This window comes from Natrialba aegyptia DSM 13077, assembly GCF_000337535.1.
Classification (GTDB): Archaea; Halobacteriota; Halobacteria; order Halobacteriales; family Natrialbaceae; genus Natrialba; species Natrialba aegyptia.
Genome location: NZ_AOIP01000016.1, coordinates 228,637 through 253,973, shown reverse-complemented (window position 1 = coordinate 253,973; position 25,337 = coordinate 228,637). Strand labels below are relative to the sequence as shown.

General features: G+C 64.5%; 23 protein-coding genes. 11 read left to right on the top strand and 12 right to left on the bottom strand.

The window, feature by feature from the left end:
- Positions 1-65 precede the first annotated feature (65 nt).
- Both C480_RS07900 and C480_RS07895 read left to right on the top strand, forming a co-directional pair.
- Positions 66-1,010: a metallophosphoesterase family protein gene (locus C480_RS07900; RefSeq protein WP_049903409.1), complete on the top strand. Its 945-nt coding sequence runs from the start codon at positions 66-68 to the stop codon at positions 1,008-1,010.
- A 76-nt stretch (positions 1,011-1,086) separates the two neighbouring features.
- Positions 1,087-1,431 carry a hypothetical protein gene (locus C480_RS07895; protein WP_006665090.1) on the top strand — a complete coding sequence of 115 codons (345 nt, stop codon included), beginning with the start codon at positions 1,087-1,089 and terminating at the stop codon, positions 1,429-1,431.
- A gap of 76 nt (positions 1,432-1,507) precedes the next feature.
- Here C480_RS07895 and C480_RS07890 read toward each other — a convergent pair whose 3' ends face one another.
- Positions 1,508-1,744 (bottom strand): hypothetical protein, encoded by a 237-nt coding sequence (locus C480_RS07890; RefSeq protein WP_006665089.1) that lies wholly within the window; start codon positions 1,742-1,744, stop codon positions 1,508-1,510.
- Between the two features lie 84 nt (positions 1,745-1,828).
- Positions 1,829-4,132, bottom strand: a complete 2,304-nt coding sequence (locus C480_RS07885; RefSeq protein ID WP_006665088.1) for a PAS domain-containing sensor histidine kinase — start codon at positions 4,130-4,132, stop codon at positions 1,829-1,831.
- Positions 4,133-4,354: 222 nt separating this feature from the next.
- Here C480_RS07885 and C480_RS07880 point away from each other — a divergent pair, with 222 nt between their 5' ends.
- From C480_RS07880 to C480_RS07860, 5 genes are all read left to right on the top strand, one after another.
- On the top strand, positions 4,355-6,436 hold the full coding sequence (locus C480_RS07880; RefSeq protein WP_006665087.1) for a MutS-related protein: 2,082 nt from the start codon (positions 4,355-4,357) through the stop codon (positions 6,434-6,436).
- A 151-nt stretch (positions 6,437-6,587) separates the two neighbouring features.
- Entirely contained in the window at positions 6,588-7,718 is a 1,131-nt protein-coding gene (locus C480_RS07875) for an ORC1-type DNA replication protein (RefSeq protein WP_006665086.1), read from the top strand.
- Positions 7,719-7,832: 114 nt separating this feature from the next.
- Complete coding sequence (locus tag C480_RS07870; protein WP_006665085.1) at positions 7,833-8,228, top strand: DUF2267 domain-containing protein; 396 nt, start codon at positions 7,833-7,835, stop codon at positions 8,226-8,228.
- A gap of 78 nt (positions 8,229-8,306) precedes the next feature.
- Positions 8,307-8,723 carry a DUF2267 domain-containing protein gene (locus tag C480_RS07865; RefSeq protein WP_006665084.1) on the top strand — a complete coding sequence of 139 codons (417 nt, stop codon included), beginning with the start codon at positions 8,307-8,309 and terminating at the stop codon, positions 8,721-8,723.
- A gap of 191 nt (positions 8,724-8,914) precedes the next feature.
- A complete protein-coding gene (locus C480_RS07860) occupies positions 8,915-9,328 on the top strand; it encodes a GNAT family N-acetyltransferase (protein ID WP_006665083.1) in 414 nt (137 codons plus the stop codon).
- A 63-nt stretch (positions 9,329-9,391) separates the two neighbouring features.
- Here the strand turns inward: C480_RS07860 and C480_RS07855 are convergent, their stop codons facing one another.
- Positions 9,392-9,658, bottom strand: a complete 267-nt coding sequence (locus C480_RS07855; protein WP_049903451.1) for a DUF7553 family protein — start codon at positions 9,656-9,658, stop codon at positions 9,392-9,394.
- A gap of 217 nt (positions 9,659-9,875) precedes the next feature.
- On the opposite strand from C480_RS07855, the gene uvrB reads away from it, so the two are divergent.
- Positions 9,876-11,933 carry an excinuclease ABC subunit UvrB gene (uvrB, locus tag C480_RS07850; protein ID WP_006665081.1) on the top strand — a complete coding sequence of 686 codons (2,058 nt, stop codon included), beginning with the start codon at positions 9,876-9,878 and terminating at the stop codon, positions 11,931-11,933.
- Between the two features lie 161 nt (positions 11,934-12,094).
- Here the strand turns inward: uvrB and C480_RS07845 are convergent, their stop codons facing one another.
- The 7 genes from C480_RS07845 to C480_RS07815 form a co-directional block, all read right to left on the bottom strand.
- A complete protein-coding gene (locus tag C480_RS07845) occupies positions 12,095-13,321 on the bottom strand; it encodes a putative manganese transporter (RefSeq protein ID WP_006665080.1) in 1,227 nt (408 codons plus the stop codon).
- 135 nt (positions 13,322-13,456) lie between these two features.
- Positions 13,457-13,939: a GNAT family N-acetyltransferase gene (locus tag C480_RS07840; RefSeq protein WP_006665079.1), complete on the bottom strand. Its 483-nt coding sequence runs from the start codon at positions 13,937-13,939 to the stop codon at positions 13,457-13,459.
- Between the two features lie 66 nt (positions 13,940-14,005).
- Positions 14,006-14,302, bottom strand: coding sequence for an SUI1 family translation initiation factor (locus C480_RS07835; protein ID WP_086009648.1), 297 nt, complete (start codon positions 14,300-14,302; stop codon positions 14,006-14,008).
- A 170-nt stretch (positions 14,303-14,472) separates the two neighbouring features.
- Positions 14,473-16,146 carry a Na+/H+ antiporter NhaC family protein gene (locus C480_RS07830; protein ID WP_006665077.1) on the bottom strand — a complete coding sequence of 558 codons (1,674 nt, stop codon included), beginning with the start codon at positions 16,144-16,146 and terminating at the stop codon, positions 14,473-14,475.
- A 149-nt stretch (positions 16,147-16,295) separates the two neighbouring features.
- Positions 16,296-18,104 carry an excinuclease ABC subunit C gene (locus tag C480_RS07825; RefSeq protein WP_006665076.1) on the bottom strand — a complete coding sequence of 603 codons (1,809 nt, stop codon included), beginning with the start codon at positions 18,102-18,104 and terminating at the stop codon, positions 16,296-16,298.
- A 26-nt stretch (positions 18,105-18,130) separates the two neighbouring features.
- Positions 18,131-18,880, bottom strand: a complete 750-nt coding sequence (locus C480_RS07820; RefSeq protein WP_006665075.1) for a hypothetical protein — start codon at positions 18,878-18,880, stop codon at positions 18,131-18,133.
- A 267-nt stretch (positions 18,881-19,147) separates the two neighbouring features.
- Complete coding sequence (locus C480_RS07815; protein WP_006665074.1) at positions 19,148-20,032, bottom strand: IS1595 family transposase; 885 nt, start codon at positions 20,030-20,032, stop codon at positions 19,148-19,150.
- 221 nt (positions 20,033-20,253) lie between these two features.
- Here C480_RS07815 and C480_RS07810 point away from each other — a divergent pair, with 221 nt between their 5' ends.
- The 3 genes from C480_RS07810 (at position 20,254) to C480_RS07800 (ending at position 22,486) form a co-directional block, all read left to right on the top strand.
- A complete protein-coding gene (locus tag C480_RS07810; protein ID WP_006665073.1) occupies positions 20,254-20,523 on the top strand; it encodes a hypothetical protein in 270 nt (89 codons plus the stop codon).
- 113 nt (positions 20,524-20,636) lie between these two features.
- The gene (locus C480_RS07805) at positions 20,637-21,563 is read left to right on the top strand and encodes an ABC transporter ATP-binding protein (RefSeq protein ID WP_006665072.1); all 927 of its coding nucleotides are present in this window, start codon (positions 20,637-20,639) and stop codon (positions 21,561-21,563) included.
- Positions 21,560-22,486, top strand: a complete 927-nt coding sequence (locus tag C480_RS07800) for an ABC transporter permease (protein WP_006665071.1) — start codon at positions 21,560-21,562, stop codon at positions 22,484-22,486. Before C480_RS07805 ends, C480_RS07800 begins: the two co-directional genes overlap by 4 nt.
- A gap of 95 nt (positions 22,487-22,581) precedes the next feature.
- On the opposite strand, the gene C480_RS07795 is transcribed toward C480_RS07800, so the two are convergent.
- Positions 22,582-22,983: a pyridoxamine 5'-phosphate oxidase family protein gene (locus tag C480_RS07795; RefSeq protein WP_006665070.1), complete on the bottom strand. Its 402-nt coding sequence runs from the start codon at positions 22,981-22,983 to the stop codon at positions 22,582-22,584.
- Between the two features lie 180 nt (positions 22,984-23,163).
- Entirely contained in the window at positions 23,164-25,251 is a 2,088-nt protein-coding gene (gene ligA, locus C480_RS07790) for an NAD-dependent DNA ligase LigA (RefSeq protein WP_006665069.1), read from the bottom strand.
- Between the last annotated feature and the right edge of the window lie 86 nt (positions 25,252-25,337).

Genomic DNA, 25,337 nt, shown 5'->3' with positions numbered 1-25,337 from the left:
TCCGGTTCCGACGGCGAATGACGGTCCGGGAATTACACGGCTCGTTGCCGTTGGGGACGATACCGATGCCAGCTCGTCCGCATTCCGGACAGGTTCTCGCACGCCTCGAACGGCCGACGGCGACCGACCCGACCCGGCTCGGCGTCCTCTCGGACGTTCATCTCGCGACGGACGCAACGGGCACCTGGAAGGTCTTTCACCGCACGGAGCGTCGCCTCCGAGCCGCCGTCGACGCCGTCAACGACCGCGACTACGACGGCGTCGTCATCGCCGGCGACCTGACGCGAAACGGCAACCCCGACGAGTTCAGGTTGTTCGATGAACTCGCCGGGTTCGATCCGCCGGCGGTCGCCGTGCCCGGCAATCACGATTTCCCGACGGCGTTCGACGAGCACGACTCGCTGCCGATCGGGACGTTCGAGGATCGATACACCCCCGGCGGGCTGCCGTTTCACGTCCGGTTCGGCGGCCTCGACGTGTTCGGGTTGAACAGCCACGCGGCGACGCCGGACGCACCCGCGGAGACGTGGGATGGCCGTATCGACGCGGCGCAGTTGATGTGGCTCGACGAGGCGCTGTCCGAGTCTGCGTCCGCTGCCGATACGTCGATCGTCGTCGTCCACCACAACCTGCCCGCGACGGGTGCGCTCTATGAACGATACAGCGCTGAACTCCCCGTCGAGGGAAGCGTCCCTGGCTTCTCCAATCCGGAGCCGCTGGTCGACCTGCTCGTGAGCCACGACGTCTCGCTGGTCATCACCGGGCACCTCCACTTTCCCGCGCTCGAACGCGCCGACGGCATCACGGAGCTTACCGTCCCCGCCGTCTCCTCGTTTCCACACGCGCTCGTTGAACTCGCCGTCGACGAACGCGGGACGGTCGTGAGACTGATTCCGCTCACCGATAGCGACGGCATGGTCGAATCGATCGCCCACGGCCTCGAGAAGGACCGCGTTCTCCTGTCAGCGGCGCAGTTGGCGACGCTTCCGCTCGTCGACGATTTCGCTTGAGCCGTCGCCGGCCACACTCGGCGTCGTTGCCACTGCAGGGCCGACATCGACGTACCCCGCGCGCGTCGGTTCGAATATGACCGAGTACGAACTGCACGACCCCGAGTTCAGCGGGACGACGACCGACGAGTGGTCCGAGCCCCAACTCGAGGACTTCGAGACCGACGACCTGGGCGACGTCGCCGATCACTTTTTGCTCTCGGCGACCGGCTTTCCGCCGGCAAATTTCACCGACCTGAAGCTTCCCGTCGTCGATCCGAGCGGGAAGTTGAACCGGAACGCCCTCCAGACGGCGAAAAGCGGCGGTCACGGCGTCGGTGCGGTTTCGGACCTCGACGACGACGTACAGGCAGAAACCGAATCGCTACTCGACGACCTGGCGAACGATCACTTCGACGATGCCGATTTTGGCGAGGAGTAGTGCTGTCAAATGCCGGTTTTGGCGAGGAACAGTGCTGTCGATTCGCGTCAGTGTGTTTCGAGCGCTCGGTAAACGCTCAGGATGCACGCGATTTTGATCCCGAATCCGACGAGCTCCCGCGACGGATCACGCTTGCGAGCCCCTGTGCGACCAGGCCGATAACTGCCCATTGCCAGGCGAGGACGGCGACGCCGAGCAACAGGAGTGCACGGACGTTGTTACCGCGATTGAGCGCTCGCTTCATCTCGAGCAGCACCGAGGCAACGGTGAGCGACCGGGTTACTTTCGAACCGAGGAAACGTTTGAATACCATACTCGTGGTTGGAATGCTGATCGGATAACGAGTCACCCGGATCGCGCAAGCCCTCTCGGCGGATGACGCCGCATCCCGGCGCGATCACGAGTCTTCTACCGCCGGCAGCGTGAACGAAAACGTTGCTCCCGCTCCCGGTTCAGAGTCAACCCATATCTCGCCGCCGTGGCGCTCGATGATCCGCCGGCACAGCGCGAGTCCGATCCCCGTCCCGGGGTGGTCTTCGCGGGTGTGCAACCGCTCGAACACTTCGAACACCCGGTCCTGCTCGTCCGCTTCGATACCGATCCCCTCGTCGCAAACCGAAATCACCCACTCCTGGCGTTGGTCAGACGTGCGCCGGTCGGCGTCGATGTGCACTCGTGGTCGGTCGTCTCCGCTGTACTCGATGGCGTTGCCCAACAGGTTCTGGAAGACCTGCCGCAACTGGTCGGCATCTCCCTCGACCCGCGGCAGATCGCCGGCCGTAATCTCGGCGTTCGTTTCCTCGATCTGGACCCGTATATCCTGGCGGGCGTCCGCGAGAATGTCGTCGAGTGCGACCGGCTCGAGCGGTTCACCGCGGGTCTCGACCCGAGAGTACGTGAGCAGCGCCTCGATCATCTTTCGCATTCGGTCCGCGCCGTCGATGGCGAACTCGAGGAACTCTTCGCCGTCCTCGTCGAACGCGTCGCCGTAGCGGTGTTCGATGAGTTGCAGGTAGCTCGAGACCATCCGGAGCGGTTCCTGCAGGTCGTGCGAGGCGGCATAGGCGAACTGTTCCAGCCGTTTGTTCGATTCTTCGAGTTGTGCGATCGTCTCTTCGAGTTTCCGCTGGTTCTCCTTCCGTTCGGTGATGTCGTGGGCCATCGTCATGCCGGCGAAGACGTTTCCTTCGCTGTCGGTGACGGGGACCGCGTATATGATCCACTCCCTCCCGTCGTGCCAGAGTTCGACCGAGCGCCTCTCGCCGTTTAACGCGGCGCGGAGGATCGGTTCGAGGTCGTCGCGCGTTTCCGCCGACCAGGCGTCGTAAAAGTTAGCACCCTCGACGTCGCTCGGCTCTTCGTCGACCTTCTCGAAGCCCTGTCCCGCCGCGAGCGTGTAGTCGAGGGTGTGATCGAACAGGGTGACGATCCCGTTCGGGAAGTACTCCGCGATCGTCCGGTAGCGCTGTTCGGATTCTTCTAACGCCTGTTCGCGGCGTTTGCGTTCGGTTACGTCACGGAAGTACACCGAGATCCCCGTCTCGGACGGGTAGAGGTTCGCCTCGACCCAGAACCCGAGATGATCGTAGTAGAGTTCGTAGCTGGTCGCGACCTGTTCTTCTCGAGCCGTGTGAAATGCTTCCCAGACCTCGTCGATTTCGGCGGCCGAGGGGAATATTTCCCAGAGCTTTTCGCCGAGAACGTCTTTTTCCGGATAGCCCAGCAATTCCTCCGCGCGCTCGTTGACGAGCGTGAATCTGAACTCCTCGTCGACCGCGTACAGCGCGTCGGAGATCCGATCGAAGATCCGCTGGAGTTCGCTTTTGAGTTCCATCTCCCGTTTCCGCCGGTCGGTCATGTCGCGGGTGACTTTCAGATAGCCCCGGTGGGTGTCATCATCGTCCCAGACGGGCGTAATCGTGACGTTCGCCCAGAATCGCGAACCATCTTTTCTGATTCGCCAGCCTTCGTCTTCGACGGAGCCGTTCTCAAGTGCGCTCTTGAGGTTTTGCTGCGGAACGTTCGCCGCCTTGTCCTCTTCGGTGTAGAACGTCGAGAAGTGTTTCCCGAGGATTTCGTCGCGGTCGTAGCCCTTGATCTGTTTTGCACCTTTATTCCAGCTGAGGACGTGTCCGCCCTCGTTCAGCCGAAAGATCGCGTAGTCTTCGACTGCACCGACGAGCGACTGGAACGCTTCCTTGCGCTCTCCGGAATCTTTCGCGGTACGCTCTTGATCGGTGCTGTCGTTGCTCGCCTCCGCCGGTTCGGACGAGTTCACCCGTTGTGTCGGCTCCGAACGCGTTCGGATGACGCCGACGGTTCCCTGAACCGACCCGTCCTCCTCGAAAACTGCGAGTCGACAGACGCAGGGGACGGTGGTGCCGGCGGCCGTCCGAACGTCCAGTTCCAACGGCGTCACATCGTCTGTGTCGGCGTCGATCTGGTCGGCAATCTCTTGCTCGACCGCTTCGATGTCGGTTTCGTCGAGAACCAGCGAAATGTGTTCGCCGCGGAGTTCGGCACGCGTGTATCCGGTGAGCTCGGCGATACGCTCGTTGACTGCAACGAACCGCCCTGATTCATCGAGTTGACAAATATTATCACCGATCGCAGTTACGAGCGCCCGATATCGCGTGAGTGCACCGTCGGCATCGAGATTTCCCCAAAGCGATTGTCCCGACCTGTCCTGTCGGCTACCCATATCTTTCTGATGGAGACCGAACGGGATAAATCTCTTGCCGATCCGTGCTACTAGTTCTCGCTGGGGCGATAGAAACACCATCCGATTCGTGGTATGTTTTCTTTTCTGTCATCTTTCTCGCTCGGCGTCTCGCCGCGATTCGTGGCCACTGGTAGCACGACAGCCCGACGGCCGGGGCGGGAGCTTTTTCTCGCTCCGGTTTGATACGACCGTCGAGAAGCAATGGATCTCGAGTCGATCCCGGGCGTCGGCGAGAAGACCGCTCGGGCGCTGTCGGAACTCGACGACCCCGAGCGGGCGCTCCGCGCGGGCGACGTCGCGGCGCTCGCTACCGCACCCGGGATCAGTCAGGGACGGGCCGCCCGCATCGCTCGCGGTGCGATTCGCCACGACCACGACGATCCCGGCGGCTTCCTCGCAACCGACCGCGCGAGAGAGATCTACCGCGAGGTCCTCTCGCTGCTCACGGAACGGACCGTCACCGACTACGCCGCCCAGCGCGTCGAGACGTTCTACCCGAGTTCACAACGCTCGCGCATCGAGCAGGTCCAGACGTTCGCCCGCGAGGCGATCACTCGCGAGCCCTCCCGTGCGGTACTCGATGCCCTGACGGGCGTCGAACCGCTCGCAACCCCGGGCGACGTTCGCGTTCGCGAGCGCTGTCTGGCGACGACCGACGCCGAGCGCTACGCCGCGGCCCGCGAGGCGATCCCCGAACTCTCCGTCGAGATCGTCGAGGACGCCCAGGGCCTGGCCGAACTCGCCCGCGGCTACTCGACTGTTATCGCACTCGACGAATCCTTCACGGGCGTCACCGTCGAAGGCGATGTCCAGGTTCGACCCGACGCCCTGGACCACCCGGCCGAAATCGTCCCCGAGCGGCCGCTCTCGTTCTTCGCCCGCAACCGCGACCGGATCACCGCCGCCATCGCGGTCCACCGGGCCGCCGACATAGACCCGCCGTCCGACTGCGACATCGACGCCCTCGAAGACGGCCTCTCGCGACTCGAGGCGGACGGCACCGTCGCCGGCGACGACGAACTCGACCGGCTGACGGTCGCCGTCGACGACCTGGACGCGGCCGTCGGCACGGCCGAAACCGTCGCGAACGACCACCTCCGCGAGGCGATCCGCAAGGAGGACGTGACGATCGAGGGCTCGGACCTCCTCTCGCTCGTCGAACGCGGCGCCGGCGTCGACTCGCTGCTCTCCCGGGAACTGGCCGACGAGTTCGCCGCGGCCGTCGCGGCCGCCCGCGAGCACCTGATCGACGCGCTCGACCTCGATTCGGGCGAGGCCGAGGTCGCGAGACGGATCTTCGGCGACGAACCGACGTTTCCGGTCGAGCGCGACGAGGACGCGACCGCCCGGTTACGCGAGGACCTCACCGCGGCCAAAGAGCGCCGCGCCGGAAAACTCAAACGCGACCTCGCGGCCGATCTCGCCGACCAGCGTGCCGGTGCGCGCGACCTCGTCCGGAACGCACTCGAACTCGATGTCGAACTCGCGGTCGCCCGGTTCGCCGACGAGTTCGGCTGTACGATGCCCGAGTTCGTCTGGGGGGCGGACAGCGCCGACACCAGGGCGGGATTCGGCATCGAGGCCGGCCGCTCCCCGCTGCTCGACGAGCCACTCGCCGACATCGATCCCGTCGACTACGACGTGTCGGGCGTTACGCTCCTCTCCGGCGTCAACAGCGGCGGGAAGACCTCGCTGCTCGACCTAGTTGCGAGCGTCGTCGTCCTCGCACACATGGGACTTCCCGTCCCCGCCGAGCACGCTCGCCTGCGGCGATTCGACGACCTCCACTACCACGCCAAAACGCAGGGCACGCTGGACGCCGGCGCGTTCGAGTCCACCGTCCGCGAGTTCGCCGACCTCGCCCAGGGCGGCGAGGGCTCGCTCGTGCTCGTGGACGAACTCGAGAGCATCACCGAACCCGGCGCGTCGGCGAAGATCATCGCCGGCATCCTCGAAGCGCTAGCGGCCAACGGCGCGACGGCCGTCTTCGTCTCCCACCTGGCGGACGAAATTCGCGAAATGGCCGGCTTCGACGTGACCGTCGACGGCATCGAGGCCGTCGGGCTGGTCGACGGTGAACTCGAGGTGAACCGCTCGCCGGTGAAGGACCATCTCGCGCGGTCGACGCCGGAGTTGATCGTCGAGAAGTTGGCGACGGAGGCGGGTGCGGCCGGCGCGGACGCGGCAAGCGCAACGGCGGCCGAGTCCGCCCGCACAAACGGCGGCACCGAAACGGTCTCTGAGCCGCAGTTTTACACCAGGTTACTCGAGAAGTTCGAGTGAACCGTGGGCGGGCGCACCGACGGTCGCCGGTCGGAACCGACCGTTCCGGGATCACCGATCGGCGGTCGGTCGGAAGAAACTGCCACGTCGAGCGGGTCAGAATACGATACACGGCAAACAACTAAGTAACTCGGACAGCGTGGTGAAAGTGATGCCAGACGACCCCGAAGAGGGGATGCTGTCGTGGGACGAGTCCGTGTTCAGAGACGAGCACGTCTTCGAAATCGACTACGTCCCCGAGACGTTCAAACACCGAGCAGGCCAGATGCGGAACCTGACGTACGCGCTCCGTCCCGCCGTACGTGGTTCGCGTCCCCTCAACGTCATGGTCCGCGGGCCGCCCGGAACCGGCAAGACGACGGCCATCCAGAAACTCTTCGACGAGGTCGGTGCCCAGACCAGCGACGTGCGAACGATCCGCGTCAACTGCCAGGTCAACGCCACCCGCTACTCGGTGTTCTCGCGCCTGTTCGAGGGTACCTTCGACTACGAACCTCCCTCCTCGGGAATCTCGTTCAAGAAACTCTTCGGCCAGATCGCCGAGAAACTCGTCGAAGATGACCGCGTCCTCGTCGTCGCCCTCGACGACGTCAACTACCTCTTCTACGAAAACGAGGCGTCGGACACCCTCTACTCGCTCCTTCGCGCCCACGAGGAGTACCCCGGCGCGAAGATCGGCGTCATCGTCGTCTCTTCCGACCCCGCGCTCGATGTCATCGACGAACTCGACTCGCGCGTCCAGAGCGTCTTCCGCCCCGAAGACGTCTACTTCCCCGTCTACGACAGCCCCGAGATAGTCGACATCCTCGACGAGCGCGTCACGCGGGGCTTCCACGACGGCGTCATCGCCCGCGACACGCTCGAACACGTCGCCGATCTCACCGCCGACAGCGGCGACCTCCGCGTCGGCATCGACCTCCTGCGTCGGGCCGGACTCAACGCCGAAATGCGCGCCAGCCGCACCGTCGAACGCCAGGACGTCGACGAAGCCTACGAACAGTCGAAGTACGTCAACCTCTCGCGCTCGCTGTCCGGACTCACCGACACCGAACGGACGCTCCTCGAAGTCATCGCCAACCACGACGGCGAGCAGGCCGGCGAGGTCTACGAGGCCTTCCGCGAGCAAACTGAACTCGGCTACACCCGCTACTCCGAAATCGTCAACAAACTCGACCAGCTCGGCCTGATCGACGCCGAATACACGGAGGTCGACGGACGCGGTCGGTCGCGGTCGCTGTCGCTGTCCTACGAAAAAGAGGCTGTATTAGATCGACTCGAGTGACCCTCGCGCAGTAGTGCCGACGAGAAACGGTAGTCGACCGCAGGGACCCCCTCGAAGACGCCGGCCGGCAATCGCCGGCTCAACCGCCACGGCCAGTTCCGTCCAACGACCGATATGGAACGCCACGACTTCTATCAGGCCGTCCAACGACAGGCGGACCTCCCGCAAGAGGATGATGCACGCGTTGCAACACAGGCCGTCCTCTCGGCTCTCGGGGAACGACTGGACGAGACCCGCTCGCAGCATCTCGACGGACAGCTCCCCCACGAGATCGGTGACCACCTCACCGACGGTCCCTCGGGACGAAACCGCTCCTACGACGAGTTCATCGACCGAGTTGACGAGGGGAGTAATCACGCCGACGCCGACGACCCCGAGCGGCTCGCGAGGGTCGTCGTCGCGACGTTGCTCGAGCACGTCGACGACGAGCACCAAGCGGCGCTTCGGGAGCGTCTCGCTGAACTCGGGTACGAGGCGGTTGTGCCGGAATCCGGCCCCGGTGCCGTGTGAGAGCGTTTTCGCCCCAATCCGTCGGACCCGGCAGTTGCTGCCCGAACCGTGAGGGGGCGAGTCGCAGTTGGCAAGGACATGGAGCGAGCAGTGTTCCTCGAGACGGTGAGCGACCGCATCGATACGGACGAGGAATCGGCGGCCAACGCCACGCGGGCGGTGTTAGAGACGATCGGCGAGCGATTGAGCGCGGACGAGAGCGAGGAGCTGGCCGCACAGCTTCCGGGCGACCTCGGACGGCACCTTACCGAGGGAGAATCGGGCCAACGGTTCTCCGAGGAAGCGTTCGTCTCGCGGGTCGATCAGCGCATGGATACTGTCGACGTTCCGGCCCAGGACGCGACGACGAGCGTTCTGGGGATGATTCTCGAGGCGGTCGACGAGCGGGACCGGCCGGCGGTCGTCGATCAGTTCCGTCAGTACGGGTTTGAAGAGTTGCTCGCGGAGACGGACGCGGCGGTCGACGTGGGCGAGCGGACGCCGGACGAGTATTGAGCGTGCTATCGTTCGGCTGTTGATTCCGGAATTCGTCGTCTCCCATCGCTCGGGATTCGCGCGCCTTCAGGCGCGAACGGATGGTCAATCGTCGGTCGGAACTGACACAGCGGTTTCTCGATCTCGGTTCTCATTGCCAATTGGTAACGTCCCTCGATTATATTTTTCACCGGTCACTTGTCACGGACAGCATGGAAATACGGGAGCTAACCGCCGAGGCGGAGCGCCGCGAAGCGGTTCCGATCCTCCGTCAATTATGGCGTGATACCGACCCGGCGGACGTGTTGGAATGGACGGCGGATGATGACTACCGCTTGTTTGGCGGGTTCGTCGCTGGCGAGGTAGTCGGCGTTGCGGGCGTTCTCGTTACGCACGTCCTCCATCACGCTCGCCACGCGTGGCTCTACGATCTCGTTGTCGACGAATCCCGGCGGGAGAACGGATACGGAACCGAACTGATCGCGTTCATCGAAGAGTGGGCGACGGAGAACGGGTGTGAGTACGTCGCACTAGCGTCACCATCGGCGAAAGAGGCCGTTCACGAGTACTACGAAAACCGCAACTACGAGAAATGGGGTTACATCGTCGAGAAAGAACTCCACTGACACGCGCTACGCCCGCCGTTTCACCCCCGTCGGATAGCGCCGCGGCCTCAAGCCGTCGTCGACTCAGGCCTGGTCGATGGTCTCTCGATACGCTTCGACCGTCTCGATAGCCGAGTCGACCTTCGCTTCGGTGTTGCCGTCGGCTCGCTCGCGGACCTGACGGAGCGTATTGAGTCGCTCGTCGAGGAGGGCGTGATCGGGCTCGGTATCGCCCATCACGTAGTCGGCGAACGCGTCGGTGGTCTCGCGGATGTCGTCCCGGACGTCGTCGTCGGCGGACTTCGCCGCCTCTTCGAGATCGTCGCGGGCCGCCTGGAGTTGCTCTGTCATGGTTCGATCCACGACGAGTCGGCTCATAACGGTTTGGCGAGCAGTCGCCACGTGTGATACTCCCGTCGCTGGCAGTGTGGTGGATCAGTGGCTGAGAGGTACGAGTTCAACGGTGGTGTCGGTAGTGTGCGGTCGCCGATCACACCGCCCGGCCCGGGCGTGACGCGTCTCGATCCGCATGCGAGCGCGTAAAGTGGTTCGAGTCCGTGTAACGGATATGAGTGATTCTCGAGGGCCACTCCAGCCGGACCGTCCCGATGTCGACCGGCCGTTCGCGGTCGACGCCCCGTTCGAACCCGCGGGTGACCAGCCCGAGGCGATCGAGCAGCTCGCCGACGGGTTCCGGTCGGATATGGAGAAACAGACGCTCCTCGGCGTCACGGGATCGGGGAAGACCAACACCGTTTCGTGGACCGTCGAGGAGATCCAGAAACCGACGCTGGTGATCGCCCACAACAAGACGCTCGCGGCGCAGTTGTACGAAGAGTTCCGCAGCCTCTTCCCCGAGAACGCCGTCGAGTACTTCGTCTCCTACTACGACTACTACCAGCCGGAAGCCTACGTCGAACAAACGGACACCTACATCGACAAGGACGCCTCGATCAACGACGAGATCGACCGCCTGCGCCACTCCGCGACGCGCTCGCTGTTGACCCGCGAGGACGTGATCGTCGTCGCCTCGGTCTCCGCCATCTACGGCCTCGGCGACCCGCGAAACTACGTCGATATGTCGCTGCGACTCGAGGTCGGCGAGGAGATCGGCCGCGACGAGTTGCTCGCCCAGCTCGTCGACCTGAACTACGAGCGCAACGATGTCGATTTCACGCAGGGGACGTTCCGCGTTCGCGGCGACACGATCGAGATCTATCCGATGTACGGCCGCTACGCCGTCCGCGTCGAACTCTGGGGCGACGAGATCGATCGCATGGTAAAGGTCGACCCGCTCGAGGGGGAGATGCAGGGCGAGCAGCAGGCCGTCCTCGTCCACCCGGCGGAGCACTACTCGATTCCCGAACCGAAACTCGAGCGCGCGATGGACGAGATCCGCGACGATCTCGACTCCCGTATTTCGTACTTCGAGCGCCAGGGCGACATGCTCGCCGCCCAGCGCATCGAGGAACGGACGACGTTCGACCTCGAGATGATGCAGGAGACGGGCTACTGTTCGGGCATCGAGAACTACTCGGTCTACCTTTCGGATCGCGAATCCGGCGAAGCACCGTACACGCTGCTCGACTACTTCCCCGACGACTTCCTGACCGTCATCGACGAGTCCCACCAGACGATCCCACAAATCCGCGGGCAGTACGCCGGCGACAAGTCCCGCAAGGACTCGCTCGTCGAGAACGGTTTTCGACTTCCAACCGCGTACGACAACCGCCCGCTCACCTTCGAGGAGTTCGAGGAGAAAACGGACCAGACGCTGTACGTCTCGGCGACGCCGAGCGACTACGAGCGCGACCACTCCGCGCGGATCGCAGAGCAGATCGTTCGCCCGACCCACCTCGTCGACCCCGAGGTCTCCGTCTCGCCTGCGAGCGGTCAGGTCGACGACCTCATGGACCGCATCGACGAGCGGATCGAGCGCGACGAACGCACGCTCGTGACGACGCTCACGAAGCGGATGGCCGAGGACCTGACCGAGTATCTGGAGGAAGCCGGCGTCGACGTCGCGTACATGCACGACGAGACGGATACCCTGGAACGCCACGAGATCATCCGCTCGCTCCGACTGGGCGAGATCGACGTCCTCGTCGGCATCAACCTCCTGCGGGAAGGGTTAGACATCCCCGAAGTGAGCCTCGTCGCAATTCTCGACGCCGACCAGGAGGGGTTCCTGCGCAGCGAGACCACCCTCGTCCAGACGATGGGACGGGCCGCCCGCAACGTCAACGGCGAGGTCGTCCTCTACGCCGACGACCCCTCGAACGCGATGGAATCCGCGATCGAGGAAACCCAGCGTCGCCGGCGCATCCAGCAGGCGTACAACGAGGACCACGGCTTCGAACCGACCACCATCGACAAGGCCGTCAGCGAGACGAACCTCCCCGGAAGCAAAACCGATACCACCGAAATCTCCGGCCGCGAACTCGACGACGAAGACGAGGCCGCCCGCTACATCGACGAACTCGAGACGCAGATGCAGGAAGCCGCGACCAACCTCGAGTTCGAGTTGGCAGCCGACATTCGAGATCGCATTCGCGAGGTCCGCGAGGAATTCGAACTCGAGGGCGACGCGGACGAGGGGATCGCGCCGCCGACCGAGGAGTTCTGAGTCGGTCCCCGGCGGTCTGGATCCGGATCAGGGTCAGGTCGCGGTCGCAAAGCGCGGCGGTTTCAGCCGACCGGCAGTCGTCGGCGGAGCGGTCTTCGTTTGGACTGACGAGGGCCGTCTCGTCGCGTTCGAGTGACCCACGTGTGGAGAAGACGAACCGATCAGAGCACGCCGAATCCGAACTCCGCCATGCCGAAGACCGGCCCCCACAGCAGGTGGAGCGCGACGCCGACGACGACCGCGGGCAGGAAGTTGTAGACCGTCGCGACGATCGCCGCTTTAGCGTCGACGGCCAGCAGCGGGAACAGCGCGTCGCCGTCCTGGCAGATCGCGTTGGCGGTCAGTGCGGAAAACGGCAATCCACCCTCGGCGTAGACGCTCGCCAGCAGGATCTGCGGGCCGCAGCCGGGAATCAGCCCGACGACCGCGCCGCCGATCGGCGCGAACACGCCTGCGGCCGCCGCGACCGTCGCGACGTTGACCCCGGTCAAGAGGACGCCGAACTCGTAGACGAGGAAGGCCACGAGTACCCAGACGGTGACGAAACTGGTCTCCATCGCCGCGTGGGTAAGCGTCTCGTAGACCGAGCCGAACGAATCGCGAGCGCGGGCGACCTCTCCTTCACCCACGTAGTGGCGGCCGACGATGTAGAGGTACAACGAGAGTACCGCACCGACGATGCCGACGGCCGTAAACGCGCCCGCGAAGCCGGTGCCGAGTCGGATCGGAACCTCGGGCCCGCCCAGGAGCAGGTACTGCGTCCCGAGGACGAGCCCGGCGACGGCGCTCAGCCACCAGCCGACGTGGACGAGATGCGAGAGCGGCGTGAGAACTCGCGAGTGGCGATCCGGTCCCGTCTCGTGGGAGTGTGTTGGTGCCGGACCGCCGTAGTCGTGGGCCGGGTTCGGTCCAACACTGCTGTTGACGACGGTTCCGCCGTCGGGAGTTGCGGCGGGCGAGAGTTGAGCCACGGCAGCATCGATTCGGGAGACGCCCAGACCGACCGAGTCGACGAGGTAGCCGGTCGCCACGGACGCCGCGAACGCGATGGCGTAGGCGTACAGTGCGGCTTCGGGGGCGAGCGCGAGGATGACGAACGCCGAGTCGCCGGCGGTCGCCCCGAGCGTGGCGACGACAGTACCGAAACTGACCGTTCCCCGGACGTACAGCGGCATCACGATAATCGCTCCGCCACAGCCTGGCGTCAATCCAAGCAGACCGCCGAACAGTACCTGTAATCGCTCGTTCTCTTCGATCGCGGCGAGCACGGCACCGTCGGTGTAGTACTGGAGCAGCCCGAACGCGAGGATCGTCACCGCGACGAACGCACTCACCTGCACGTAACCATCTCGAAGTGATTCCAGAAGAACCGTCAGCGCCTCGTTCACGAGTTCTCACTCGGAACCTGCGATCCGACGGCACGATTATTAGACATCTCTAAAAATATCTTTAGCACCATGGTATAAATAGCTGCCGCTGGTCGCCGATTACACACCGGGAGTGGGTGAGACAGCGACCGTCGCCTACAACGACAGCGTATAGACGACTTCCTCGTACGCTTCGCCGCCTAACTCGACTGTCCCAGTGTCAGTTTCTTCGAACCCGAGTTCTTCGTAGAAGGCGCGTCCGGTCGCGTTCGAGGCGAGGTCGATCGCTCGCATGCGGTTCATATTGAAGTCGGCGAGGTCGTCGCGCAGTCGCTCGTGCAGTGCAGTTCCGACACCCTCGCGCTGGTGATCCGGGTGGACGTACATTCGGAGGACGTCGCCTTCGTCGTCCTGGACGACGCCGTGGGTGAAGCCGACGACGCCGGCATCGGTTTCTGCGACGAGGACGGCGGTTCCGGGCTTCGAAAGCGCGCGCTCGAGTTCGTCGTCGGCGTACCAGTCGTCGACGGTGTCATCGATGACGTCGCTTGCGAGTTCGTCGTAGGTGTCGTGCCACGCGTCGCGGGCGACTTCGCGGATGGCGCTGCGGTCGTCGGTGGTTGCCGGGCGAATCTCCATAGTGTGGGTCACGACAGCAGTGCACAAAGTTGTACTCGCAACTCGACTTGTACTGGGACAACTGGGTTAGGTCTGCACGTCGAAGCCGCGGTCGCGGAGCAGATCCGGCACTCTGTCGCGGTGGTCGCCTTGGAGTTCGATGCGGCCCTCGTCGACGGTCCCGCCGGTTCCGAGCGACGATTTGAGCTCGGAGGCGGTCGATTCGATCTCGGACTCGGAGAGGTCGAAGCCCTCGACGATCGTCACCGGTTTGCCGTAGCGTCGTTCTTCCATGCGGATCGAGAGAACTTGTTCCGCCGTTTCGAGGTCGCTTTGGCTGTCGAGTTCGTCGAGCAGGTCATCGAGCGGGTCGTCGTTAGACACGGGATAGACTACGCTCGCGAAGGGCATAGAAATGTCCATCGTCCGGTTTTCCGACTCGTTTCGAGCGTCGAATGGATCTGAACTCGATTCATACGGACTGCTGTCAGTCATTTCCGGCACAATCGTAGGACGGGCGCGGTCGCGCCGGTAAATCGTTACAGCAGACCGTATCAGTCGTCGCTCGGAACGTCCCGCTCTCTCGCGCCGGCGAACGGCTTCGCGACGAGGTCCTTGCGGGCGGCGTCGAGTTCCGAGAGGGCGTAGACGAGCCCGACGAGGACGACCGCGCCGATCGGAACCAGTACGAACGGGGAGAGGCCGAAGAAGCCGTACAGGAGGTAGACGACGATGGAGACGGCGAGCACGGTGAGGGCGTAGTACAGTTGCGTGCGGACGTGGTCGATGTGGTCGGCACCGGCGAACGTTGACGAGAGGATGGTGGTGTCGGAGATCGGCGAGCAGTGGTCGCCGAAGATCGCCCCGGAGAAAATCGCGCCGACGGCGACCGACAGCAGTTCCGGCGATCCGCCGCCGATCTCGTAGGCCATCGGCACCGCGATGGGCGTCACGATGCCCATCGTCCCCCAGGACGTTCCGATCGAGAAGGCGATGATCCCCGTCGACAGCAACACGACGACCGGAAGCAACGTGGGAGTGACGATTCCCTCGGCGAGGGCGGTCACGTACTGGCCGGTTTCGAGGACCTCGGCGACGGTGCCGATCGACCACGCCATCACGAGGATACTGACGGCGGTGAGCATGATCCCGAAGCCGTCGAGGATGGTCTCCATCGACTCCTCGAGGGTGAGCACGTCGTCGTACAGCGCCATCGCGACGGCCGTCGCGACCATCGAGAACGAGCCCCAGACGAGCGCGCCGGTGAAATCCGTGTTGTCGATTAAGTCGATGAGCGCGCCGGTCTCCGAGAGGGCCTCCCCGGGCGTCACGCCCGCGGCCTGGAAGCCCGTGATCGTCGCGCCGCCGACGACGACGGTGACGAGGACGGCCACCGGGACGACGAACGTCCGGAGCAGCGGGTCGTCGACGGCGGGTTCGCCGAGATCTTTCTTCATGCTCTGGAGCGGGGTGGCGTCCTCCCGGGTCACCTTCCCCGTTCGCTGCGCGCGCGTTTCGGCGTCGAGCATCTCGCCGAAGTCCCGCCGGGTGAGCACGATGATAAGCACCATCAACAGCGCCAGCAGGCAGTAGACGTTGAACGGGATCGACCGGAGGAACGTCCCGACGGCCGAGGGAGTCTCCCCGCTGATCGCCTCGGAGTCATAGACGTCCTGAATGAGGCCGATCTGAAACGCGACCCAGCTCGAGATGCCGAACGTTGCAACCGGTGCGGCGGTCGAGTCTAAGATGTACGCCAGCTTTTCGCGCGACATCCGAACCTCGTCGGCGATATCCTTGACGGCCGAGCCGACGATGGCGGTGTTTGCGTAGTCGTCGAAGAACCACACCAGCCCGAGCAGCCACGCGGCCAGCCCGACCCGGCGGTGCGAGTCGACTCTCGTGGTGGCGGCCTGAGCGACGGCGACCGAGCCGCCCATCCGCCAGACGAGCGCGATGCCGGCACCCAGCAGGAACGTGAACGCGATGATCTCGGCGTGGAACGTATCGTCTCCGTAGGAGGCGACGATCCATCCGAACGCTTCCACGACGGCCAGGAGCGGGACCGCCGCGAACTCGAGTGCGGTCTCCGCTCCGTCCGCCGCGATGATCGCGCCGCCCGCCCAGATGCCGATGAACAACGACAACAGCGCCCGACGGGTGATGATGGCGAGTGCAATCGCGAGCAGTGGCGGCACCAACGACAGCGCTCCGAACTCCGATGTCATGCTAACGTGGTTCACGATAGCATGATTTAAAAGGTGCTGTGATAGTCCGCGATTCGTTGATTCGGCCGTCGTGGGCTGGACTTCCAGCCCGCGGCGAATGGTACTTCCGACCGAGTAACACTCCTGACCGCAGCCGCCGGTCGACGGGACTACAGCCGCTCCTTGACCGTCCGTGCCGTCTTCTCGCCGACGCCCGAAACGCTTTGTAAGTCCGCTACGCTCGCCTCGCGGACGTTCTCGACGCTGCCGAACCGACCGAGGAGCCGCTTTCGCGTTTCGGGGCCGATTCCGGGCACGTCATCGAGCACCGTCGACACGTCGTCGCGCAGCGTCTGGTGGTACTGCACGGCGAAGCGGTGGGACTCGTCGCGAACTCGCTGCAGGAGGTGCAGGTGCGGCGCGTCTGCGGGCCAGGAGAACTGCCGGTCCGGCGTGATAACCGTCTCTTCGGCCTTCGCGAGCGCGACGGCGGGCACGTCCCAGCCGACCTCGGCGAGCGCGTCGCGGGCAGCCTCGAGTTGGCCCTCGCCGCCGTCGATCAGCAGGAGATCGGGGTCGGGCCGGTCGTCCCGTCCCTCGACGGCGCGGCGGGCGCGCCACACGAGCAGCGCGTGCATGTTATCGTAGTCGTCGTTCTGATCGCGCAGTTTCTTCCGGCGATAATCCGCCTTCTCGGCGCTTCCGTCGACGAACGTGACGTTGCTGCCGACCGCCGAGGATCCCTGAGCGTGGCTCACGTCGAACCCTTCGATCCGTCGAGCGACATCGAGTTCGAGTGCGTCGGCGAGCATGCCGCACTCGTCGCGGCGGCCGACGTTCCGGCGGGCGTTCTTGAGCGCGAGATCGACGAGTTTGGCCTCGCGGCCGGCACCCGGCACCCGAACGGAGACGGTCTCGGCGTCGAGCCAGGCGGCGACCTCCTCGTCGCCGTGGCGCTCGGGGAGGAGGAGCGCGTCGGGAAGGTCGCGCTCGGCGTAGTACTGGACGATGAAGGCGGCGAGGACGGCGGGGACGCCGCCGCGTTCGTCGCGTCCGGTTGCTTCCTCTTCCTCCACCTCCACCTCCGCCCCCGCGGCCGCACCGGGCGCGTCGAGCGTGTGGCGCTCGCGGTCCACGAGTTTGCCGTCTTCGGCGCGCAGGCGGGCGACGGTCGCGTCCTCGCCTTCGATCGCGACGCCGAGCACGTCGACCGCGCGCTCGTCGCCGACCGACTGGACCGCCTCGCCGCCCTCGCCGTGGAAGGCCTCGACGGTCTCGAGTCGATCGCGGAGGTTCGCCGCCCGCTCGAAGTTCCGCTCCTGGGCGGCGGCCTCCATCTCCCGGCGCAGCGGATCGGTGAGGATGCCCGCCTCGCCCTCGAAGAAGCGCTCGACCGCCGTCACGTCCGCGACGTAGTCCTCGAGTTCGATTTCGCGAGTGCAGGGGGCGGTGCAGAGTCCCATCTCGTGGTCGAGACAGGGTCGATCCCTGTTTGCGTACTTGTGGTCCGAACAGCCGCGGACGCCGTAGGTTTCCCGGAGGGCTTTCACGACGGTTTCGACCTGCCGTTTGTTCGTGTAGGGACCGAACACGGTCGGTCCGCTCGCAACGCCTTGGGTCTCGCCGTCGGGATCGCGGGTGATCTCGATCCGCGGGGCCGGGTGGTCGGTCAACTGTACCATCGGGTAGGACTTGTCGTCCTTGAGCCGGACGTTGTAGCGGGGCTGGTGGCGCTTGATCAGGTTGGCCTCGAGCAAGAGCGCCTGCGTCTCGGTGTCGGTGACGGCGATCTCGATCCCGTCGGCGCGGTCGACCATCCGTCGGATGCGCGCGCTCCGCGGGTCGGCGTAGGATCCGACGCGATTCCGGAGATCGACGGCTTTGCCGACGTAGAGCGTCGTCCCGTCGGCCCGGAACTGGTAGACGCCGGGCTCACGCGGCAGCGATCGCGCGCGGTCGCGAACCCCGTCAGCGTTCATCGCCGGTCCTAGGGCGTCGACGGCTTTCAGCCTGACTCATCGCGACCGCGCCGGCGGTCGCCCCGCGGGTGTGATTCGCCCGACTCCGAGGACTGGCTGAACTCGGCTCTCTCGGCCGGCGAGCGCCGATCGGCCGTCGGACCCGGCTGAATGGCCTCGCTGAGGCTGAGGGTGATCGGGGCGGCATCGTCGGTCTCGCCGAGCGGAACGGCGATGTCGTCACCGCCGGCGACTTCGAGGACGAGTTGTCTCGACCGCGAGCGGATGTAGAGCCCGGCGAAGACGACGGCGAGCGCGAGCGAGAGGATACCGCCGATGAGGATACCGGTATCGAGTACCTGGAACAGCACCCCGAGCGTCTCGAACGTACTGTCGACAGCCGCAGTCGTCCCGGCGGCATCTCCGGCGTCGGTTCCCGCTCCCGTCCCGTCTCCGGCGGCTGTTCCGTCGAGTTCGAGTTCAGGAACCAACTCGCCGAAGGAGACGACTGCCGCAATGGTAAGCAGCGTGAGTCCGAGCGCGCCGGCCAGGAGGCTCCGGAGCAGGTGTTTCGTCGAGCCGCTTTGGCTGACGGTGACGTGTTGGACGTTCGGACGGTCGGCATGACGATAGGGGTGTGTCCCTGGTGAGTGTGAGTGTGAACGGCTGGAGCGATCGAACGCGAGAACGCGGTGGCTCGTGACGACGATCGTCGCGGTTTCGAGTTCGAGTCGCCGCTGTTCTGTTTCGCCGTCGTAGCGCAGGGTGTCGACGTGGTGGGTCCAGTTGACGGCCATCTGAATCTGATTCGGAATCGACGTGAGTCGTCGCCTCAGAGTGCACCGCCGGGGGTCAAGTACGCTGGGGCGTTCTGCTGTGTGTGCGAACGCTGACCGGGCGGCCGCGCGACGGCTAGCTGCGCTGACCCGGCACCCGGGAGCGACGCGATCGCTCTTGTGTAGCACTTTGTTGATTTCACAGCGTAGCTTTGATAGCGTGTTTGAGGGCTTTTCTCCCTGGTTTTCGCAATAGTTTTNTCGCTCTTGTGTAGCACTTTGTTGATTTCACAGCGTAGCTTTGATAGCGTGTTTGAGGGCTTTTCTCCCTGGTTTTCGCAATAGTTTTCGTCGAAGCTGGAAGGCTCGGAGATATCGTGTGAGCTTATCTTTTGAGATACCTCGATGAGGCAAGAGCCACGGTCGCAGCAACGATCCGTGGCTCTCGCAGGTGTTGACGTGAAGGTCTTCGTCGGCGTATTCGCCATCGCCGTGGACGACGTATTCGCGGTTGAATGCGTCGTCCTCGTTGAGCGGGTCGTAGGCTCGAAATCCGTCACTGTAGACAGTTAGCGGCTCCTTCTCGCGGTTTGCGAGAAGGAGCCGAATCGTCGATTCATCGGCGGATTTCGCAGGGATCACGTACCGATTGCCGGTGCCGCGATCGACGATCGTGAACACCGGCGGTTTGTCCTGATCGTACGATCCTCGTCCGCGCGTGGACAGGCCACGCGAGCGCGACGGTCGGTCGCGCTCGCGGCCTTTCATCCCCGCAGAAACGTAGACTTCGTCGATTTCGACGGGACCGACGAGGTCAAGCGAAGGTGCGTCGAGCGCCTTCGTGAAGCGCTCGACGCGCTGGTAGATCGTTTTGTACTGAACGTCGATTTCTAGCTGAAGTTGGCGAAGACTCGTGTTAAACCGGAGAAACGCGTAAATCGCGAACAGCCACTTTCTGAGTGCAACCTTCGAATGGGCGAAAATCGTGCCGGTCTTGTCGTTGAATGTGCGGTCGCAATTCTTACAGAGATAGCGCTGAAAGTGCCCATAGCTGCCGTTCTTGACCGTTAGGTCAGAACGGCAGCGGGGACAGGAAACTCCGTTACGCCAGCGAACCTGTTGGAGCAGGTCCGCTGCGACCGATTCCGACCCAAACACATCTAGCGGAATCATACGTATCGGACACCGCTGACGCGGTGTCCTTGTCCTCTTTGATTCGACAGCCACAGCTGAGCGGTATCAACAATCTCCTACAGAAGAGCGNCGTATCGGACACCGCTGACGCGGTGTCCTTGTCCTCTTTGATTCGACAGCCACAGCTGAGCGGTATCAACAATCTCCTACAGAAGAGCGGACGCGATACTTTCTCGGTGGTCCGGCCGCAACCTCCGGGTATGTCTGACCCGACGGTCCGGTGCTGGCTGGTCGAACGCGACTTCGGCGCGCGAAACATCGTCACGCTCGTCTACGCGACGCCGGACGGATCGCAGTACCACCGGCGCGAACGATCCTCGACGGCACTTCGAACGGGATCTGCGGTTACTGCGGCGACCGACGTTCCCGAATCGGACCTCGAATCGGTCGACGATGCGGAAACGCGCGACCGATACGCGACCGAAGTCGACCGCGTCCGAGAGCAATACGAGCCGGACGACTCGATCTGAACGCCGCTGAGTCGGCCTCGCTAGCCGGAATCGGTTTCTTCACCGTCCGTGGTCGAGTGTATTATCCTCCCCAAGTGGCAACTCTTATCGGTGAACGCCGAGATGACTCAGCCATGCCTGCACTTCGCGTCGACGAACTGACGAAGTCCTACGGGCAGACGCTCGCTCTCGATACCCTCTCCTTCGAGGTTCACGAGGGCGAGGTGTTCGGCTTTCTCGGCCCGAACGGCGCAGGGAAGTCGACGACGATCAACGTCGTGCTCGATTTCATCCGGCCGACTGCGGGACGGGTCGAGGTCCTCGGACTCGACGCTCAGGCCCACAGCCGCGAGATTCGCTCGCGGACCGGCGTCCTCCCCGAAGGCTATCAGGTTTACGACCGCCTCACCGCCCGCCAGCACCTCGAGTTCGCCATCGAGTCGAAAGGCAGCGACGACGAGCCGGAGGCGCTCCTCGAACGGGTCGGCCTGACCGACGCGATCGACCGGAAGGCCGGCGGCTACTCGAAGGGGATGGCCCAACGGCTCATGCTCGCGATGGCGCTCGTGGGCGAACCGGATCTGCTCATCCTCGACGAACCCTCCACCGGGCTCGACCCCAACGGTGCCCGCGAGATGCGCGAGATCGTCCGCGAGGAGAACGATCGCGGTGCGACCGTCTTCTTCTCGAGTCACAGCATGGAACAGGTCGAGGCGGTCTGTGACCGCGTCGGCATCCTTCAGGACGGCCAGATGGTCGCCGTCGACTCCGTCGAGGGACTGCGCGACTCCATCGGCGGCGGCACCTCGCTCCGGGTCACCGTCGACCGGGTCGACGACGACGCCCTCCAGGCGGTTCGGTCGCTGCCGGCCGTCTCGAACGTCGCCGTCGAGAACCGCGATCCGCCGACGATCACCGCCCAGGTCGACGGCTCGAAGACGGCCGTCCTCGCTGAACTCGAGGATCACGGCGTCGAGGTGCGGGACTTCTCGACGACGGAGGCGTCGCTCGAGGACGTGTTCCAGTCGTACACGACGGGTGCGGAGGTGACGGCGCGATGAGCACCGAGGCCGACACCGGCACGTCGAGAACGGGAACGACGTCCAGTGCGAGTTCGGTCAACCCGGACAGCGTTCGCGCAGTCGCGCGCAAGGACTTTCGGGATTCGATTCGCTCGTGGGTGTTCTGGACCCTGAGTTTCCTCTTTTTCATGCTGCTGGTCGGGACGACGGGACTCCTCTCGTACTTCGGGAGCGACATCGCTGCGCAGGGGCAGACGACGGAGGCCCTCGTTGGGATGGTTCAGAGTATGACGAGTCTCATTATCCCATTGATCGCGCTGGTATTGGGTTGGAAGTCGATCGCAGGGGAGCGCCAGTCAGGGAGTCTCAAGATCCTGCTCTCGCTCCCGCACTCGCGAAAGGACGTGTTGCTCGGCAAACTCATCGGCCGATCGGCCGTGCTGTCGGTCTCGTTGATTACCGGCTTCGTCCTCGCGGCCGCCGTCGTCGCCGCGTTACTCGGGAGTTTCGACGTCGCCGATTACGTCGGACTACTCGCGGTGTCGATCCTCTATGGGGTCGCCTACACGAGCCTCGCGGTTTCGCTCTCGTCCGTGACGCGGTCGACGACAATCGCCGGCGCTGCGATGTTCGGCATCTTCATGCTGTTTTATGCCGTCTGGAACGGTCTTCTTACCGCCTTCTGGATGCTGATGAATCTCGATTATATTCCCCAGAACGAAACGACCGCCCAGATCGCCTTGCTATTCAACAGCCTCTCGCTCAACAGCGCCTACCAGAACGTTCTCTCACTCGTCACCTCGATGGGCGGGTTCACTGATCAGACCGAGATGGTACTCGAGGGGATGTTCGGTAGCGTCCCGTTCTATCTCCAGGACTGGTTCTCGCTTATCATCCTGCTCGCCTGGATCGTCATCCCGATCGGGATCGCGCTCTTCCGGTTCGACCGCGTCGACCTCTGAGCGCAGTCGTATCGTAGTTTGCGTTCGCGGTTGCGTTTCTGTTCCTGTTCCCGTTCCCGTTCCTGTTCTCGTTCCCCGCCACATTTTCGTTCGCCCTACTGTGCGGCGTGGCGCACCACCTCGGGCTCGATCGAGATGATGACCCGCTCGCTCTGGATCGGATTCTGGTACTCTTCGTTGCCCGTATACCGCTGTGCGAGTTCGTCGATGTGCTCGCGCGCGCCGTCGGTCGTGATCTCGTCGACAGTCCCCGTCACGGAGAGCATCCGATAGGGATTGTCGGGGTCAGTCATGCTCACGCCGATCCGCGAGTCGTTGCTGGCGTTTTTCGCTTTCCGTCGATTTCGTTCGGTGTTGATAAGCAGGCGATCCGCGTCCGCGTCGTAGTCGACCCACACGGGCGTGACGTGCAGTTCGTCGTCCGGTAACACCGTCGCCACGTGGGCGAACGTTTTCTTCTCGAACAGGTCGTGGAAGTCGTCTGGAATCGACGCCATAGCCGCGGTACACCGTTCTGGTACTAAGTTACGCACCCTGCCTGCCACTGTCGGTGACTACTAGCCGTTGAAGGGAGTTTCCGACCCGATCGCTCCTCTCATACGGACTGCTGTAAATCATTTCCGGCGCAACCGCAGGACGGGCGCGGTCGCGCCGGTAAATCGTTACAACAGACCGCCTCAGTCCAACTCGACGCCCCGGGCCGCGAGTTCAGTCCTGAACTCGTCCTCGCCGTCGAGGACCGGCACGTCGTGTTCCGCCGCGGCCTCCAGTTTCGTCGCGCCTGGACTCTCGCCGGCGACGAGGAAGTCCGTGTTTCCGGAGACGCTCCCCGTGGCGTTCCCACCGCGGGCTTCGACGAGTTCCTGCGCCTCGCTGCGAGTCATCTCCGCGAGCGAACCCGTGAAGACGAACGTCAGCCCGTCGAGTTCGTCGCCGCCGGCCTCCGTCGTCGCCTCCCGCGGCGAGACGTGCGCCAGAATCGCGTCCACCGCTTCGGCGTTGGCCTCGCTCGCGAAGAACTCGTGGATCGTCTCGGCGACCGTCTCACCCACGTCGTCGACGGTCTCGAGTTCTTCCGGATCGTCCTCGGCGGCCTCGCGGACGGCGTCGAACGTCCTGAACTCGCGAGCGAGTTCGCGCGCGGTCGCCGGGCCGACGTGGGGGATGCCGAGAGCCGAGAGGAAGTCGGGAAGCGGCGGCTCGCGGCTGTCCTCGATTTCGGACAGCAGGTTCTCGGCGCTGGTCTCGCCCCAGCCCTCGAGTTCGGTCAGCTCCTCGCGCTCGAGTTCGTAGAGGTCGGCGACGGATTCCACCAACTCGGCGTCGACGAGTTGCCGAACGCTCTTTTCGCCGAGTCCTTCGAGGTCGAGGCCGCCGTCGCCCGCGTAGTACTCGATCGACCGGCGGAGCTGCGCGTCGCAGGCCAGGCCGCCGGTGCAGAAGGCGATCGGGCCGTCGCGCTCGATTGCGCTGTCGCAGACGGGGCAGTTATCGGGGAGTTCGTAGTGGCCGTCGCTGCCTTTCTCGACCACTTCCTCGACGTAGGGGATCACGTCGCCGGCGCGCTGGACGCGGACGGTGTCGCCGACGTTGACGTTCTTGGCCTCGATCTCCTCGGGGTTGTGCAGGCTCGCCCGCGAGACCGTGACGCCGCCGACGTCGACCGGTTCGAGCAGGGCGACGGGCGTCACGCGGCCCGTGCGACCGATCTGGACGGCTACGTCGGTGATCGGCGTCACCTCGGCGCGGGCGGGGAACTTGTAGGCGAAGGCGTAGCGGTCGTGGCGCGCCGTGCGGCCCAGTTCCTCGCGGGCCTCGCGCTCGTCGACCTTGATGACGACACCGTCGATTTCGTAGTTCAGGTCGTCGCGGATCTCGTGCATGCGGTCGCGGTAGTCGATCGCCCCCTCGACGTCGTCGACGACCTCGACGCGCTCGTTCGTCCGCAGGCCGTAGTCGGGGAAGCGCTCGAGTTCGTCCCGGTGGCTCTCCTCCAGATCGCTCGCTTCGAGCACGTCGAAGTAGAAGACGTCGAGCGGGCGGTCGGCGACGACCGAGGGATCGAGCTGGCGGATCGTTCCGGCGGTCGCGTTGCGCGGGTTGGCGAAGGGCTCCTCGCCGCGTTCGATCCGCTCGCGATTGTGTTCCTGGAAGGCGTCTTTCGGCATGTAGACCTCGCCCCGAACCGCGAGAAAGTCGGGATAATCGCCGTGGAGACGCTGGGGAACCGAGCCGATGGTGCGGGCGTTTCGCGTCACGTCGTCGCCCTCGCGGCCGTCGCCGCGGGTGACCGCCCGCGCGAGGCTGCCGTCCTCGTAGACGAACTCCATCGAGACGCCGTCGAACTTGGGCTCGCAGACGTAGTCGACGTCGCCGACCTCCCGCCGGACGCGCTCGTCGAACTCGCGGACGGCCGCCGCGTCTCCGCTGTTGTCGATCGACAGCATCGGCGCGACGTGCTCGACGGTTTCGAACGCCTCGATGGGCTCGCCGCCGACGCTCCTGGTCGGACTGTCCGGATGGGCGAGGTCGAAGGCCTCCTCGAGTGCCTGGAGGCGAGAGAAGAGCGCGTCGTAGGTCCGGTCAGCGATGATCGGGTCGTTCTCGACGTAGTACCGACGGTCGTGCTCGCGGATGGCTTCGCGTAACTGCGCGACCTGTCTACGGGCCTCTTCTGCTGAGAGCGCATCGACTGGACTGAACTCGGTCGGCGGATCACGAAGATACGGATTGTCTTCGTCTGCGTTCTCGTCGGCGAGAGACATTCTTGGTAGAGCGTTGCTATGCGCACCCGTTAACGTTACCGCAGTCGCTTGTCCGTCGGTGGCGCGACGATGCCGGCTCCCGGTCT